Here is a 14798-nt window from a genome sequence, read left to right as displayed (position 1 = left end):
GCTGTTTCCGGTTAACGAGAAAAGGACGTGTTTGGTCAGGAGGATTTCCCGGGGCTTTGTAAATTTGCGTACTTGGTTGATTCAGAACACTGGGGAATGATATCCAAGCCGATTTTTCTACGCCTGCTGGCGGGTTTCCTGCTGGTTTCCTGTTGGGGTTGCGCCACCCTGAAACAGGAAGAGGACCCCTATGCCGAAACCTGGGAATCCGTGGTGGAATCGCAGAATTGGAAATACGCCCTGGAACTGGGGCCGGATGATGCAGCGGCCCGGCAGGAAGCCTATTTTGCCCTCCCGGACTGGACGGACGGCAGCTCCGCTTCGGCCGACCCGGAATTCGTGGAGACCTATCCGAAACTTGTCAGCCGCGCCTATTTCCGGCTCATCGCGGAGGCCATGAAGGCGGACCGAAGGATACGCAGGTCCTTCCAGGAACTTTCCCTTGAAATCCGGAATACCGATTCGAAACCCAGCCGCAAACTCCAGCGGGACTATGAAACCGCGCGCAGGCGATATATCGCCCACCGGCAAATGCTCGAAGGGCTGCTTGCCTGGAAGGCTTTCAACACCTACGGGTCGGACGACCTGGAATTCTTTATGCGGGAACAACTGCGGCCCTCCCTGGCGCTCTACCGCAAAGGCGCCCAGCAGGAACGCATCCTGGATTACCTGATGACGGAACTGGCGGACCTCTACCACAAACCCGAGGAGGGGATCCTCGATAATTCCCTGTAAACTTTCATACATTTTGTAAATAAAACTTGACATATTGGATTTTTTGCATATATTTGTAAAGTGTGTTTTACAAAAAGACAAACATTAATTACAATGCAAACCATCGATATGAATCAAACAACGCGTAAACAACAACTAAGGAACCTGGGAGCCTGGACATTTGCCTGGGTGCTTTCCACGGCCCTGGTGGTTTTCGGGGCCGAATTTATCTGGGACGGCAATCCGTGGATCACCATCGTCGCCCTGGCGGTAAATATCCTGGTGGGTATCGGCATGATCCTCTCCAACCGGCGGTTACTGGAAAACTGCGACGAACTGGAGAAGAAGATCCAGCTGGAATCCATGGGCCTGACCCTGGGCCTGACCCTCGTGGTGGGTATCGCTTTTTCGATGATGGATGCCACGAACCTGATTCCCTTTGACGCAGAAATTGCGTTTTTGGTGATGTTTATGGGCATTTGCTACATGCTGGCCATCTGGTTCAATAACCGGCGCTACCGGTAATTCATAAAAGCCAGATCATGAAAAACACCATCCGCGTCCTTCGCGCCGAAAAGAACTGGACCCAGGAACAGCTTGCAAGTGCCATCGGGGTATCCCGGCAGACCATCAACGCCATCGAGAAAGAGAAGTTCGACCCGAGCCTCCCGACCGCTTTTCGCATCGCCCGGTTGTTCGAAAAGCCCATCGAAGCGATATTCACCTTCGAAGAATAACCGGCATCCGCCGGGTACCTGCCCTGCCATTTTTCCATGGGAATTCCATTGATCGAAGATTCGTATCTTCCCGGGAAACCTGACGTATATGAAACGCACTGTATGGGCATTCATCGCCCTGGCCCTGACCCTTTCCTGCAACGGGCCTTCCAATACCCATGACACCCCTGCGGACCCGTCGGCCGGATCCGGATCACAATCGGCTGAATCCGGGGCAATGCGCGATGCCGCAGATTCCCCGGACCCCGATTTCGACCCGGAAACCCGTTTGGCAGAACTCGGCATCGACCTGCCGGAAGCTGCCACCCCCGTGGCAAACTATGTCAATGCAGTCCGCAGCGGCAACTTGATTTTCCTGGCCGGAAAGGGCCCCAAAAAGGCAGACGGCACCTATATTACCGGACAGGTGGGCACGGACCTTACCGAGGAGGAAGGGTACGAGGCCGCCCGGCTGACGGCAATCAACCAACTCGCCGTACTCAAGGCGGAACTCGGCAACCTGGACCGCGTGGTGCGCATCGTTAAGGTACACGGCATGGTGAATGCCGCACCGGGCTTTACCAACCAGCCCGAGGTGATCAACGGGTTCTCGGACCTGATGGTGGCGGTCTTCGGAGACCGCGGCAAACACGCCCGGGCAGCCGTGGGGATGGGTTCCCTGCCGCGGAATATCTCCGTGGAGGTGGAAGCGGTGGTTGAGGTGCGGGATTAGGCTGCTGTCCCATTATCCCATACGAACTACTCCATCGTTCCGGCGGACTTTGGCAACACGGGCTTCCGGGTTTCAGTCCCGGCTTTCACCTTCAGCCCGAACAGCGGCCTTAGAAAACCGATCCTGCGAATAACAAATTCATAAAGGAGCATACAGATCACCCCGGTAAATACCGTGATGCCCAGGAACTTGAGAAATGGCGACAGCTCCAGGGGCAGGATGAGCATGGCCGCGGTATACAAGACCGCCATATGGATGATATATACCGGATAGGCAGCCTGGCTCAGGTAGCGCAGGGTTGCGCCCGGTCGGTTCAGGTATTTATACCCGAAGCCAAAAATGCCGAAGATCCACAGGTTGGATTCAATCGCCATGAGGTACCCCGGGGCACTCAGATTGAATTCCAGGAATCGGAGGGTATACAGGGATGCGGCCAGGCCAATATACAGCCACCTCCATTTGAGAACCGTTTGCCAGAAGGGCTTGCCGATCAGCACAAAAAGGAATCCGAAAAAGAAAGCCAGTAGCCCGATAAAGAAACCATGCCAGGTCTCGGCATACAATTCAAAAGGCCTTGGCCGGACCAGCAGGGCTTCGATGACAAAAAAGGAAATGACGCTCAGAGGCCCAACGGCCTTTCGCATCAGGTATCTCAGTTTTTGAACGAATCGCCCCTCCTCGTGCTTTTTCAGGTAAAAGAATAAGGGGGAAAGCAGTAAGACATAGCAAAAGATATTCCCGAGGAACCAGAGGTGCCCGGCATGCGGGTAATAGCCCAGGGGCAACCCGTAGTATTCCTGGAAGACCAGGAAATGCAACGGGGCGATGGCCAAAAACCCGAATACGAAAGGCAGGAGGATCCGTTGGCTTCGTTCGCGCAGCAACTGCAGCCAGTTGCGTTTGCGGATGGCAAAACAGACCCCCATCCCGGAAACATAGAACAGGAGCGGGATGCGCCAGACGTTCAGCAGCGTCATGGGCTTCCAGATAGCCTCCAGGGGCTCCTCTGTCCCAATAAAACCGACGAGCATCGCCCAGGGCTGGAAAATGATGGCTATGTGATAGACCAGCAACAAGCCGATGGCAATTACGCGCAGCCAGTCGATATCGTATCTTCTTTGAGGTGTCATGGCACGGATGGTTTATAAGGTTACTGCAACATCATGGCGATCACCGGGCGGGTTTCCTCGAGTTCCTCCATATTTAGTTTCAGGCCCAGTGCCCCCAATTGCGACTGCATCATCTCATAGATGGGTTTCACATCCGAGAAGGAACCCATGACGGATTCCCTGGGTGTTGACCCGAACTTATTTCGCACGGTTTTATCGGCGTTCGCATCCAGCAGGGCTTGTACGATTTCGACCCGGCAGAAGAAGGCGGCGGCGTGGAGTGCAGTGGATCCGTCATTATTGGTAACCGAAATGTCGGCACCGCCATCGATCAGGGTCTCGGCAATTTCAGTGTGCCCGAAGGTTGCTGCGGCTATCAACGGATACCCGCCCATGGGGTCCTGGGAATCGAGGTCCGTTCCCGCGGCGACATGCTGCTTAACTGCATCGAGGTTGCCATAGAGGACTGCTGTATGGATATCCATTTCGGGCCTGGCTACCCCGGTTTGTGATTTCGCATCCTGGCAGGATCCGGCGCTTGAAATGAGTAGCGCACCCAGAAAAGCGGTATAGATAAGCGATTTCAACGGTTTGATCTTTAAAGTTTTCATTGTGATTGTTTTTGATGTTCCTATTTGTTTCTACAAAGATCGGGTAGGGGTAAAGGCCCGGCCTATCAGCTATGCGGCCCAATCCATAAAGTTTGGCGAAGGGGTGAAACCTATGTTGCAGCGATATAAATTATGACGCAGACCGTGTTTTTTTGCTAATTTGGACGGGAATCAGCACATCATGCCGGATACCCCATCCAAGAAAGAACATTTCATCTCCCGGGCGGAAACCCTGTTGCTTGAAAATATCGCACGGGAAAATTTTGGAGTATCCGAGTTGGCGGAGGCCATGAACATGAGCCGCTCCAGCCTGCTCCGGAAAGTCAGGAAGCATACCGGACTGTCTGCCAGCCAATTCATCCGGCAGGTCCGGTTAAAGCAGGGGATGGAAATGCTACGCCAGACCACGCTGAATGTCACCGAGGTTTCCTACCGGGTAGGGTTTGGCAGCACCTCGTATTTTATCAAGTGTTTCCGGGAGCACTACGGGTATCCCCCGGGAGAAGCGGCCGAAAGGGCGCTTGAGAATGCATCCGCCGAGCCAGGGGACAGCCCGATGGAGGCGGGGGCAAGTGCCCATGGGACGCCATTAACCAGTGCAGTGAAACCCCGCTGGAAATCGATCGCGGCTGTAGCCCTGGCCCTGGGTATTCTGGCCTTCCTGCTGTATTTCCTTTCCAGGCCACCCACTTCCATCGAGGTCGAAAAATCCATCGCCGTCCTGCCCTTCAAAAACGAAAGCAGCGATACGACGAATACTTATTTTGTCAATGGCCTGATGGAATCCACCCTGAACAATTTGCAGAAAATCGAGGACTTGCGCGTCGTCAGCAGGCCCTCTGTAGAGAAGTACCGTCATTCGGATAAAACCATACAAGAAATGGCAGGGGAACTCGAGGTCAATTACTTTATTGCCGGGAGCGGACAGCGGGAAGGCGACCGGGTGCTACTCAATATCCAGTTGATCGAGGCGGCCACGGACCGGCAGATTTGGGCAGAGCAGTACAGCCGTGAACTCGGGGATATTTTCGCCCTGCAACACGAAGTAGCGCAGAAGATTGCTGCAGCCATTGAAGCCATCGTCACCCCGGCAGAAAGGGAACAAATCGAAAAAGTCCCCACGGAGAACCTTGCAGCCTATGACTATTACCTCCAGGCGCTTGAACCCTATCATGCGGGTAACGGGGAAGGGTTGCTCAGGGCCATCGGCCTTTTTGAGCAGGCTATAGGGGAGGACCCGCAATTTGCCCAGGCCTATGCAAATATGGCCATCGCCTATTTTTTACTGGATATGGACCTGGCCGAAAAGAAGTATACGGACCGGATCAACAACCTGGCCGACAAGGCCCTGCTCTATGATTCCAAACTGGCGGAAAGCCTGGTTGCCAAAGCCCTCTATTACATGCAGGTGAAGCAGTACCGGCTGGCGTTGCCGCACCTGGAGAAAGCGTTGGAATACAACCCCAATTCCGTCCTGGTCTACCAATTGCTCTCCGACTATTATGCCCGGATTGTCCCGGATACCGGAAAGTACCTGGAGTATGCGCTTAAGGGGAACCAATTGGAATTCGGGGCCGGGGATTCCATCACCCGGAGTTATTCCAACCTGCACCTGGGCAATGCGTTTATCCAGACGGGATTCCCGGACCAGGCAATGGAGTACATCGACCAGTCCATTGCCTATTTCCCGCAAAACGAATATGCCTCCTTTGTCCGGGTCTTTATTCAGTTCGCTATAGACCGGGACCTTGGCAGGATGCAGCGATCCCTGGTCAGGGAATGGCAGAAGGATACCACCCGGCTGGACATCCTGCAGGAAGTGGGCAAGTCCTTTTACTTTCAGGAGGAATATGACAGCGCCTATTATTACTATGGGAAATTTGTCCGGGCCCGGGAAGGCAGCGGGCTGGACATCTACCCCCAGGAAGATTTAAAAATCGGCCGGGTCTTTGAGGCGGTTGGCAGACCGGAAATGGCCGGGGAATTCTATCGCTCCTATGCGGCCTACTGCGAAAGGGACGAGTCCATTTACAAACCGGCGAGCCTGGCTGTCAAATATGCCCATGAAGGGAAGCTTGACCAGGCTATTGAGCAACTCGAGGTCTTTGCAGCGCAGGACAATTTCCAGTATTGGATTTTGCTATTTATCGAAAAGGACCCGGTGATGGAGCCCCTGGAAGGCCACCCGGGGTATGCTGCCGTCCTTCAGAAGATCCGGGACCGGTTCTGGGCGCATCACGAGCGTCTTGAAAAGGAATTAGAGCAAGAAGGGCTGCTTTGACCTGGCGGGTATTCCCGGGGCAACCGCTTCGCTGACTAAAACAGGTCCGCTTCCGGCCACTCCTGGCGGGAGGTGATCTGATCGTTCATAAAGTCCGCAAAAGCGTTGAGGACCGAATCATAGTTCGCATTTCCGGTGTTGAATACGGCAGTATAACAAAATGGGCTATTCACCGAAAGTACAGCGAGCGTGCCGGGAAGGGCGCCGTAATGCAAATAGGTCCCATTTTCCAAATAACTTTCGGCATCACCGAAATCGAGTAAATCGGGAACGACACTACGGGTGTCCGAGTGAACCGCTATTCGCGCCAGGTCCTTTGCCGAGGCTATCCACCCGCCATGCGCGTCCATGCGGGTTACATTCATCGCATAGGGGTCGAACCAGGAAGAGTTATATAGGACTTCATTTTCAAATCTTTCATCCAGGGTGTTGCCGCCTATTTTCATGGCTGAAATGCCCATGGGGGATAGGATTTTTTGTTCGACATAATCCTCATAGCTCATACCCGTCACCGCTTCGATGACCCGCCCCAGCAAACAGTATCCGAAATTACTGTAGTAATAGGGGTTGGACCTTACATAGGTGCGTTCATCCAGGACCCTGTCGATCAGCTGCTGGTGACTCAGGGAAACCTCGTCAAACATAATATCGTAGGGCTCATTTTTAAAACCGGATTTATGTTCAACCAGTTCATTCACGGTGATTTTTTCAACTCCGTCCTGGTAAGGCGGCGTGCCGTATTGGGTACCAAGAAGCCCGTTGGTTCCAAAAACCCGGTCGCCCATGCTTAATTTCCCGTCCGCTACCAGCCTGGATATAGCCAATACGGTAATCGGTTTGGATATACTGGCAACCCGGAAGAGCGACTGGTCATGCACCGGTGTTTCATCGTCTGCATCCCCGAAAGATTGCAGGTAAACCAGCTTCTCATTTCTTGTAATGGCAACCTGCCCGCCTTTTAAACCGCGATTCGCCATAAAATCCGCTACGGCTGCGGTGAAATCTTCCATATCCACAGCATCCGGCTGTCCCCCCGTATTCTCGTCATCCGCCGGGTTTTCATCGGAGTCCGAGCCGGAATCCGGAGATTGACCGGATTGGTTATTCGGCGGATTTGTTGTTTGGTCCGTTCCCGAATCGCCTTTTGAGCACGCAAGAAAAAGGAGTAATAGCCCTGAAAGGAGAAGTGTTTTTAGTAGCTGCATTTCGAAATCGGTTTAGTCGGGGGCAGAGAAAATCGGGTTGATCATTTTTGTGGGGGATTTTCAATATAAGGAATTTCCGTGCAAGACTTGAAACGGGGGGCTGGGAAATGGTGATGGCGGGTGAAGGAATACGTTCAGGGAGATACCTTCGCTTTGCTCGGTGTTCCAAGTGAATCTGACCCTTTTATTTAAGGGTGTTTGCGATTTTCAGCTCCTTGATATAGACGATCTGCGAATGTTAAAACGGTGATTTTGATTCGTCTATTCAAATGTAGGCAAAACCAATCAAATTGTAAGTACCGCTTAATAAGCTACAGTTCAGGATATATAAATTAGGTTATTTTCTTCTCTTTTCTTCGTATGCTTTTTAAGTACTTGTTTCTACTTCTTTACTTTCCTTAAGAGTATGAATGCTTCCTTCACGGCCTGTTTTACTATTATATAATGGACTAGTACCAATTATTTGGCCATTGGCCGCTTTAAGATTAAAGTAAAATTTACCGTCATTAGATCGCTTTCTAATGATGCGGGAAATATTATTGGAGTTAATCTTTACAGATTCGATTCCCTTTTCCGCCGCAGATTTTGTAGTATAGGCTTGACTAGAAAGTATAATCTGTCCGTTCCTAGCTTTTAATTTAAACCGAAACTTACCTGATTTATCTTGTGTTATCTCGAATTTACCCATTGTGTATTTCAATAATTAATAGCTCTGCAAAGCTATCTATGGTTGAAATCCAATCCTTAACTTCTCTCAAATTTAAAGATTTATACTTGTGGTGACCACTTCCTACTTTATTATTCCTATCCGCTTGGTGAACTATATGATGCCTTCTACTCATTAAAGGAGCTAATTTTGGGAATAGCTCTTTAATTTCATCGGATACGGTTAAACCAGAAGATTGAATCGCTTTCGCTAGATCCGTTGGTTGGTTATAGCTTTGAAAGTCCAGGTAACTCTTAATAGATTTTTCAATTAGATCTTCAACCTTCATCGATCGAAATTGATAGATTTCTTGAATGGAAAACTTTGTTTTTCTTGGATTTTCAAGTAGCCAGACATCATTTAAATGATCTGACTTTGTACTTGGCATTTTCCATGCCTGAATGCTTCTCATAAAGTCCTCAAGCGTTGAGTGTGCAAAAACAACGGTAGCTCTTAATAATTCTAATTGAGAAGTGCTTTTTCTCCCTCGATTTGCTGTATTCAAACTCTCATATAGAGAGATAAGATTGAGTAGTCTTTTGTAATTGGAATCGAATGTGTCGGAAATTTCGAGAAGCATTATCTAAAGACCTTCATACATTTCATGATTGCACTTAACGATCCAGTATAATCGTCAGTTATGGATTAAGAATGCACAAACTTTTCTCCACAGAGGAAAGTTTGTCAGCAGGTGTGAATTTTTAATAAGAAATTCCACCGTAATTGCGGTTATACAATGGTAGGAGCAGTTTTTACTGAATGTTTCCGATAACAATTAAATCATCACTATTCGAACGACCTGGGCGATAGTAAGCTGGTCCGGTAATTTCACTCGGTATTTTATATACTAGGTTGGTTGTTTTTGAAGTCAGCGGATTTATTTGGTCTAACATCAAACCCCAACCTTCGAGCATCACTGTCTCGGATTTATCGAAAAGATATTCCTTTCCGTTATAGTTTATTAGAACTTCGCCATCCATAATCATTCTGCTCTCATCATCAGTATTTTTAAACGTTGTGTTTAAAACCAAATATTGATTTCCTTCTTCTTTTTTTAAGTCGGCAAATTGATTTCCTGTACTCACTCTATCTTGAAGGCTTACCTTATTTATGGTCACATCAAAATATTGGGTTGATAATGTTTCGCCAACTTGTTTTGTTGTTACTGAATTGTCTGAACTTACGGAATTTGATGAGCTTGAAGATGATGAAGAACTATCATCGTCCATACTGCCAAAAGCAATGAAAACAAATATTGCCAATGCCATGAATGAAATCAAATGTTTTAAATTTTCTTTCATTTAATTTGAAATTTTAAGTTAATGGTTTTTGTAAAAAATATGAATGGTAAGGTCATTCCAAAAATGTAGAAAAGCAGATCGGCAAAATCGAATGTTCCAATAACAAGACCTAAATACTGTCCAATTTCGCTACTGATTGCCAAAATGGGGATAATTAAAATCCATATGGCGTTTTTAAATGAAAATGAATTTCGCCAAATCGCCAACATTAAGCAGACATACGAGAAAATCCAAAGACCGTCGGGAAGAGAGAACAAAATCCATTCAGGAAGTTTACCGGCAAATTGAAAAGACCAATTTCGAAGTTCATTTATTAATCCGCCTAAACCAATCGTTTCGTACCAAACGAACATTTTGAGCGTTGCGGTTCGAAACAACACATATATTAATCCACCACAAAGCAAGGTTATAAAACTTCCAAAAAATAATTGTCTTTTCATTCAGATTAATATTCGCTAGAAATGCAAAATAGAAAAATTGGGCTGTTTGTTTTTTACGGCTTCCCTCATCTTGTCGAATTTTTGTTTCAAAACGTATGGATAAAGTGCATAATGCACTTTATCCAACCAAAAAGCAATATAGAAATTGAAGGTGTAGAAATAAAGAAAATTCCTTCAAAGCCTAATTTATTTTGATGAATGGATTCACAAGTTGAGATTTATTGAAGTCCATCTTTTTCGTTTAATCAAAACCCAAATCTTGCCACTAACTAACCCTGCTGAGCGAGGAAGTTTATACTCCGTTTGATGTGCTTATTCTTTGCTTCGCAAAGGTCTTTTTTGAAGAGCAAGAGGGTAACCTGCCGCTGGCAGGTTGCGTTTCGCACTCATCACATTATCAATCAGTTATGGGATTTCCAGATTGGGGGAATAACGCATTTTTGGATCAAAAACGTTCTAACGCCCTGATAATCAGTTTGGAATTTCGTCAAAAATGAAATTTTCGACTCATAGTATACCCTGAAAGACTGACCGTATGATTACAGGTGGCTTTCCAAAAGATATCCCAATTCAACCAGCTCTGCTTTGTCTTTAATCTCGCGCAGGTAACCATCCTTTAGTACAACTATTCGATCTGATGGGTTGATGATATTCGTGTAGTCGTGATCTGAAATTATAAACCCCTTGGTTGGGGCAAGTTGTTTAATGTACTCGCAGATGTAATCACACAGTTTTGGGCTCAACCCGTTAAAAGGCTCATCCAGGAGAATGAAGTCGGCATTAGAATGAATGAGTAATAAAATCTCAACGATCCTTTTCTCACCACCTGACAATTCATCATTCTTTTTATTGAGCAGTGGTTGGACGTATTCGTGCTCAAGAATATGCCTATTCATTTTGGACGTTAGAAATAACTCGAATAGTGTTCGGATGCGAACGCCTCTGGGCAAGAAATTATCCTGAGGTAAGTAGTTGACAAGATTTCTGCCGTCTGTAATATTCCTGATAATTCTATCACCTGCCCGTACAAATTTATTGTCCGCTCTTTCAGACCCAAAAATGATTTTAAGCAGGGTTGATTTTCCACTGCCATTGCGGCCCAAAAGCCCAACGATTTCACCTGTTTTGCATGCCAGATAAATATCGCTGAGAATGACCTTGTTCTGGTATGACTTTCTTACGCTATCTATGTGCAGAGTTTTCATAGCAGAAAAGAGATAATCAATAGAATGAAACCAATTACAAAAGTGGAAAGCCAAAGTTTGACCGGACTTAGCCCTAAGTTGTAATAGTAATAATACTCCTGGGGGCGCTTGTGATCATACACCCAATACTGAAGTGCAAGTGCAAAGATTAAAACGGAATATCCAAAGAATTGGAAATTGCCATTGGCTATAAGGCCCGCCGGGATAGAAAGTAGAAGGGCTAAAGGAATAATTCGCCTTTGAAATAATACGATGCTCTTAAGATATTTCAGAATAGGGATTATTTCTAAGGGATCGGTCCATTCAAATATACCCTATATAGAGTATTTAGCTGAAAGCCTCGCAAGCAGATTAGTTTTGGTAAGGCTTTGGGGCTTGCAGCGCGAAAGAAGCTTTTACTTGCTTTCTAAGTGGAACAGACGGGTTTTACCAAAGGCAGACTCTAGGATTTGCCTGAGTCCTTACATATCGTTACTGGCTTTCGCTCTGTCAACCGGACAAAAGCACGTGCTAAGACGTTATTAAAGTGACATGAAGGTCAAGAAGAGGCTGGATTAGGTGGTGCGGGTGTGTACAATAGCCCCGCAGGAGATAACTTCGCTGCGCTAGTTGTTCCTTTGGGGCTCCAGTCTGAACTGCATCCCAGGAATCGCTTCGCTGCGCTACGCAGTTTCTGGCGGCTCCAGTCTGAAGCCCCGCAGGAGATAACTTCGCTTTGCTCGTTGTTCCTGACGGCTCCGGTCTGAAGCCCCGCAGGAGATAACTCGGCGCGAGCTCCCAAGTGGTCGCTGGAGCGCCTCGTTGTTCCAAGCGGCTCCATTCTGAAAATACAAAAACCCCATGCTGGCCATGCCAGCCTGGATTTCATTTCCCTCGTCCCGCTTAAGAAAGCGAGCTTTCTACGCGAACCTCCGGAAATAAAATACCCCGGCTGTTGCCGGGGTGTTTTTGTGCTTATTTGTAGCCCCGCTAGGAATCGAACCTAGATCCTGGGTACCGGAAACCCATATACTATCCATTGTACTACGGAGCCGTTGGGAGTGCAAAGATAAAACGTTTTCTCTGTTTTCAAACAAAAAGTATCGGACGGATCCTGCCAGGTGGTCGCTGGAGCGCCTCGTTGTTCCTTTGGGGATCCTGCCGGAACCCAACCCAGGAATCGCTTCGCTTCGCTCCGCAGTTCCTGGCGGCTCCATTCTGAAAATACACCAGGAATCGCTTCGCTGCGCTCCGCAGTTCCTGGCGGCTCCATTCTGAAAATACACCAGGAATCGCTTCGCCTCCACTCACTAAAGTTCGTTACAGCTCCGCAGTTCCTGGCGGCTCCATTCTGAAAATACAAAAACCCCATGCTGGCTTTGCCAGCCTGGATTTCATTTCCCTCGGCCCGCTTAAGAAAGCGAGCTTTCTACGCGAACCTCCGGAAATGAAATACCCCGGCGGTTGCCGGGGTGTTTTTGTGCTTATTTGTAGCCCCGCCAGGAATCGAACCTGGATCTAAAGTTTAGGAAACTTCTATTCTATCCATTGAACTACGGGGCCGCCGTAAAAGGGTCTGCGAATTTATGAATACTTTTTAAAATCTCAGGGCGCTCGGCTTCAAAATCGGAGGGCTCTGTGTGGACGGATTTCCGCGTGGCTTGTGGTTTCCGGGGGGAGGCGTTTTTTGTCCAGGCCGCAGCGTGGTCGGTATAATGAGGTATGCCGGCCAGGCCCGGCGGCCATGAGCAAGTGGGGCTGCCAGCCGCGGGATTCGCAATATCTTCCCTACCTTAGCAGGGAAAGATTCGGAACATGGAAACGAAGAAAGAAACTGAAAAGGGCATTGCCAAAAAGAAGGCGCTTTTTATCGAGGGGCCCATCGCCCCGGATTTTATCGCGCAGTCCATTGCCAAACACCAGTCCAAGACCGGGATTGGGGCCCATGACATTTTTTTGGGCCAGGTCCGGGCCGACGAGATTGACGGCAAAACCGTGACGGGGATTGCCTATACGGCCTATGAGGAGATGGCCCATGAGAAGATGCATGAGATCCGGGAAGATTTGTTCGGCAAATACGACCTGAGCTGCATGCATATCTACCACAGCCTGGGCGAAGTGGCCGTAGGGGAGATCTGCTTGTTTGTGTTTGTTTCGTCCCCGCACCGGAAGGCGGTATTCGAAGCGCTGCACGAGCTGGTGGAGCGCATCAAAAAGGAATTGCCGGTATTTGGCAAGGAGTTGTTCGGCGACGATTCCTATGCCTGGAAAGTCAATAAATAACCCAAGCAATTAACAATTCATGGTAGACATAACCCACAAAGAGGTAACGCTGCGGTCTGCTACGGCAGAGGCCATAGTGCGCACCGGCAGGGAGGAAACCATCCGGGCCATCCGGGAAGGCCGGGTGCCCAAAGGGGATGTATTGGAAATGAGTAAGGCTGCCGGGCTGCTCGGGGTAAAGCAAACCCCCTACCTGTTGCCGGACTGCCACCCCCTGCCCATCGAGGAGGCCCGGGTGGCATATGAAATGGACGGTATGGAAATCCGCATCCTGATGACCGTCCGGACCCACTACAAAACCGGGGTGGAGGTAGAAGCCATGCACGGGGCCAGCGTGGTGGCCCTTACCATCTACGACATGCTCAAACCCATAGACAAGGAAGTGGAAATCCGGACCATCCGGCTCCTGGAGAAGACCGGGGGTAAATCGGACATCCGCAGGTCGGCGGATTAATAATTCTGCAGGAAGATTTCACGGGATTGCGAGCCGCTCCTGGATGCGCTCGGGCCCCTCTCGGGCTTCCTCTGGACGCAATGGCACAACTGCCCCGGCCGAAATCCTAACGGATCGACCAGATCTCGTACATGGGTTCCCCCCGGCTGTTCTTTCCGGTGTGGTGCCAGTCGTCCCCCTTGCGTTCAAATGAGAATTCCAACTCGGCCCCCACGCGGGAATCGTCCCGGGAGAAGAACTGGATCTGTTCCGTATAGATGCCCTGGTCTGCCGCGTACCGGCCGCCTCCGGACCCCATAAAGTCCATGGTTTCCGAATTGTAGGCAACCCATTGGAAATATCCGTTGTTCAGGAACTTGAGTGTTTTGCGCGCGCTGTTATCGCCCCGGCGTTCCTGCCCGGTATCCGGCCCCCGGGTGGCAAAGAGCCAGGCGCCGTCCAGGGGTTGGTCCAGGTCGGGTTCCCGCCGGTAGGGACGGGCGTGGTTTTCGTTGAAAATAAGGTTGCCGTCTGCATAGCCGTAGGACACCCGGTGCACCTTTTCTCCCGTTTTCTCATAGTCTGTATTGAATTCCAGGTCTACCCGGAGCGAATCTTCGCCGATTTCGTAGAAGCCTCCCATCGTACTGATAAAATGGGCGGGCTGGCTGTCGTAAGTGGTATGGATGATGTAGTTATCGGAAACGAGCAGCAGGTGGTTCCGGGTGGTGTCCCCGTGCATTTCAACGGCCTTGTAGGCGCCAGGGCTAATCTGGGCCCCCACGCCCCAGGCGGATAGCACCGAGGCGATCGCACAAAAAATTAATCGTTTCATAATGGTTTCAGACTTTGAATCCCCCTAAATTACAACATATTTACGGTTCAGAAAATTATTAAAGATACTGAAAACCAGCTAGTTGAATGACGAGGTGAATGATATTTAAAAAAAACGCAAAAAACCGGTTATATTTAAAAAAAAAGTTTTCATTTGCAGCCGTCAAAAATGGGGCTGACCCATTTGGACTAGCTGAACATCTTGAATCGTGTTTGTATATTCGGGTGGTGGGGAAAAAGGAAGTCAT

Annotated in this window: 16 protein-coding genes and 2 tRNA genes; 7 read left to right on the top strand and 11 right to left on the bottom strand. The window is 49.0% G+C overall.

Annotated features, from left to right (window positions below):
* Window positions 1-96 precede the first annotated feature (96 nt).
* The 4 genes from RB2501_RS02045 to RB2501_RS02030 all read left to right on the top strand — a co-directional run bounded on the left by RB2501_RS02045 (window position 97) and on the right by RB2501_RS02030 (window position 2163).
* On the top strand, window positions 97-735 hold the full coding sequence (locus tag RB2501_RS02045) for a hypothetical protein (protein ID WP_015753056.1): 639 nt from the start codon (window positions 97-99) through the stop codon (window positions 733-735).
* Between the two features lie 108 nt (window positions 736-843).
* Window positions 844-1239, top strand: coding sequence for a hypothetical protein (locus tag RB2501_RS02040; protein WP_148214271.1), 396 nt, complete (start codon window positions 844-846; stop codon window positions 1237-1239).
* Window positions 1240-1256: 17 nt separating this feature from the next.
* Window positions 1257-1451, top strand: coding sequence for a helix-turn-helix transcriptional regulator (locus RB2501_RS02035; RefSeq protein WP_015753054.1), 195 nt, complete (start codon window positions 1257-1259; stop codon window positions 1449-1451).
* An 88-nt stretch (window positions 1452-1539) separates the two neighbouring features.
* The gene (locus RB2501_RS02030) at window positions 1540-2163 is read left to right on the top strand and encodes a RidA family protein (RefSeq protein WP_015753053.1); all 624 of its coding nucleotides are present in this window, start codon (window positions 1540-1542) and stop codon (window positions 2161-2163) included.
* A 26-nt stretch (window positions 2164-2189) separates the two neighbouring features.
* Here the strand turns inward: RB2501_RS02030 and RB2501_RS02025 are convergent, their stop codons facing one another.
* Together RB2501_RS02025 and RB2501_RS02020 are read right to left on the bottom strand one after the other, a co-directional pair.
* Window positions 2190-3293 (bottom strand): acyltransferase family protein, encoded by a 1104-nt coding sequence (locus tag RB2501_RS02025; protein ID WP_041326903.1) that lies wholly within the window; start codon window positions 3291-3293, stop codon window positions 2190-2192.
* Window positions 3294-3313: 20 nt separating this feature from the next.
* Complete coding sequence (locus tag RB2501_RS02020) at window positions 3314-3883, bottom strand: ankyrin repeat domain-containing protein (protein ID WP_015753051.1); 570 nt, start codon at window positions 3881-3883, stop codon at window positions 3314-3316.
* Window positions 3884-4064: 181 nt separating this feature from the next.
* On the opposite strand from RB2501_RS02020, the gene RB2501_RS02015 reads away from it, so the two are divergent.
* Window positions 4065-6164 carry a helix-turn-helix domain-containing protein gene (locus RB2501_RS02015; protein ID WP_041326902.1) on the top strand — a complete coding sequence of 700 codons (2100 nt, stop codon included), beginning with the start codon at window positions 4065-4067 and terminating at the stop codon, window positions 6162-6164.
* 35 nt (window positions 6165-6199) lie between these two features.
* On the opposite strand, the gene RB2501_RS15705 is transcribed toward RB2501_RS02015, so the two are convergent.
* The 8 genes from RB2501_RS15705 to RB2501_RS01970 all read right to left on the bottom strand — a co-directional run bounded on the left by RB2501_RS15705 (window position 6200) and on the right by RB2501_RS01970 (window position 12563).
* Window positions 6200-7174 (bottom strand): serine hydrolase domain-containing protein, encoded by a 975-nt coding sequence (locus tag RB2501_RS15705; protein WP_187289181.1) that lies wholly within the window; start codon window positions 7172-7174, stop codon window positions 6200-6202.
* A 562-nt stretch (window positions 7175-7736) separates the two neighbouring features.
* Window positions 7737-8057 (bottom strand): YegP family protein, encoded by a 321-nt coding sequence (locus RB2501_RS02005; RefSeq protein WP_015753048.1) that lies wholly within the window; start codon window positions 8055-8057, stop codon window positions 7737-7739.
* A complete protein-coding gene (locus RB2501_RS02000) occupies window positions 8050-8580 on the bottom strand; it encodes a HEPN domain-containing protein (RefSeq protein ID WP_148214270.1) in 531 nt (176 codons plus the stop codon). Before RB2501_RS02000 ends, RB2501_RS02005 begins: the two co-directional genes overlap by 8 nt.
* 247 nt (window positions 8581-8827) lie before the next feature.
* Complete coding sequence (locus RB2501_RS01995; RefSeq protein ID WP_083760671.1) at window positions 8828-9376, bottom strand: DUF4352 domain-containing protein; 549 nt, start codon at window positions 9374-9376, stop codon at window positions 8828-8830.
* Window positions 9373-9816 carry a hypothetical protein gene (locus RB2501_RS01985; protein WP_015753044.1) on the bottom strand — a complete coding sequence of 148 codons (444 nt, stop codon included), beginning with the start codon at window positions 9814-9816 and terminating at the stop codon, window positions 9373-9375. The genes RB2501_RS01995 and RB2501_RS01985 overlap by 4 nt, the downstream gene beginning before the upstream one ends.
* A gap of 539 nt (window positions 9817-10355) precedes the next feature.
* Complete coding sequence (locus RB2501_RS01980) at window positions 10356-11021, bottom strand: ATP-binding cassette domain-containing protein (RefSeq protein WP_015753042.1); 666 nt, start codon at window positions 11019-11021, stop codon at window positions 10356-10358.
* A 961-nt stretch (window positions 11022-11982) separates the two neighbouring features.
* A tRNA-Arg gene (locus tag RB2501_RS01975) sits at window positions 11983-12054 on the bottom strand.
* 437 nt (window positions 12055-12491) lie between these two features.
* Window positions 12492-12563: transfer RNA gene (locus RB2501_RS01970), tRNA-Arg, on the bottom strand.
* 252 nt (window positions 12564-12815) lie between these two features.
* Between RB2501_RS01970 and RB2501_RS01965 the strand changes: the two genes are divergently transcribed.
* Window positions 12816-13283, top strand: coding sequence for a molybdenum cofactor biosynthesis protein MoaE (locus RB2501_RS01965; protein WP_015753041.1), 468 nt, complete (start codon window positions 12816-12818; stop codon window positions 13281-13283).
* A gap of 19 nt (window positions 13284-13302) precedes the next feature.
* Complete coding sequence (moaC, locus tag RB2501_RS01960; RefSeq protein WP_015753040.1) at window positions 13303-13737, top strand: cyclic pyranopterin monophosphate synthase MoaC; 435 nt, start codon at window positions 13303-13305, stop codon at window positions 13735-13737.
* A gap of 106 nt (window positions 13738-13843) precedes the next feature.
* Here moaC and RB2501_RS01955 read toward each other — a convergent pair whose 3' ends face one another.
* Entirely contained in the window at window positions 13844-14551 is a 708-nt protein-coding gene (locus RB2501_RS01955; protein WP_083760670.1) for a hypothetical protein, read from the bottom strand.
* Between the last annotated feature and the right edge of the window lie 247 nt (window positions 14552-14798).

Origin of the sequence: Robiginitalea biformata HTCC2501 (genome assembly GCF_000024125.1) — a bacterium.
GTDB lineage: Bacteria > Bacteroidota > Bacteroidia > Flavobacteriales > Flavobacteriaceae > Robiginitalea > Robiginitalea biformata.
This window is presented reverse-complemented; position numbering and strand designations above follow the sequence as displayed.

What these genes read in the sequence shown, in the direction of transcription:
- RB2501_RS02025 (WP_041326903.1), bottom strand. Translation starts at nt 3,293, where the DNA reads ATGACACCTCAAAGAAGATACGATATCGACTGGCTGCGCGTAATTGCC.
- RB2501_RS02015 (WP_041326902.1), top strand. Translation starts at nt 4,065, where the DNA reads ATGCCGGATACCCCATCCAAGAAAGAACATTTCATCTCCCGGGCGGAA.
- RB2501_RS01980 (WP_015753042.1), bottom strand. Translation starts at nt 11,021, where the DNA reads ATGAAAACTCTGCACATAGATAGCGTAAGAAAGTCATACCAGAACAAG.
- RB2501_RS02020 (WP_015753051.1), bottom strand. Translation starts at nt 3,883, where the DNA reads ATGAAAACTTTAAAGATCAAACCGTTGAAATCGCTTATCTATACCGCT.
- RB2501_RS02030 (WP_015753053.1), top strand. Translation starts at nt 1,540, where the DNA reads ATGAAACGCACTGTATGGGCATTCATCGCCCTGGCCCTGACCCTTTCC.
- RB2501_RS15705 (WP_187289181.1), bottom strand. Translation starts at nt 7,174, where the DNA reads ATGGAAGATTTCACCGCAGCCGTAGCGGATTTTATGGCGAATCGCGGT.
- RB2501_RS02040 (WP_148214271.1), top strand. Translation starts at nt 844, where the DNA reads ATGAATCAAACAACGCGTAAACAACAACTAAGGAACCTGGGAGCCTGG.
- RB2501_RS01995 (WP_083760671.1), bottom strand. Translation starts at nt 9,376, where the DNA reads ATGAAAGAAAATTTAAAACATTTGATTTCATTCATGGCATTGGCAATA.
- RB2501_RS02045 (WP_015753056.1), top strand. Translation starts at nt 97, where the DNA reads ATGATATCCAAGCCGATTTTTCTACGCCTGCTGGCGGGTTTCCTGCTG.
- RB2501_RS01965 (WP_015753041.1), top strand. Translation starts at nt 12,816, where the DNA reads ATGGAAACGAAGAAAGAAACTGAAAAGGGCATTGCCAAAAAGAAGGCG.
- moaC (WP_015753040.1), top strand. Translation starts at nt 13,303, where the DNA reads ATGGTAGACATAACCCACAAAGAGGTAACGCTGCGGTCTGCTACGGCA.
- RB2501_RS01955 (WP_083760670.1), bottom strand. Translation starts at nt 14,551, where the DNA reads ATGAAACGATTAATTTTTTGTGCGATCGCCTCGGTGCTATCCGCCTGG.
- RB2501_RS02005 (WP_015753048.1), bottom strand. Translation starts at nt 8,057, where the DNA reads ATGGGTAAATTCGAGATAACACAAGATAAATCAGGTAAGTTTCGGTTT.
- RB2501_RS01985 (WP_015753044.1), bottom strand. Translation starts at nt 9,816, where the DNA reads ATGAAAAGACAATTATTTTTTGGAAGTTTTATAACCTTGCTTTGTGGT.
- RB2501_RS02035 (WP_015753054.1), top strand. Translation starts at nt 1,257, where the DNA reads ATGAAAAACACCATCCGCGTCCTTCGCGCCGAAAAGAACTGGACCCAG.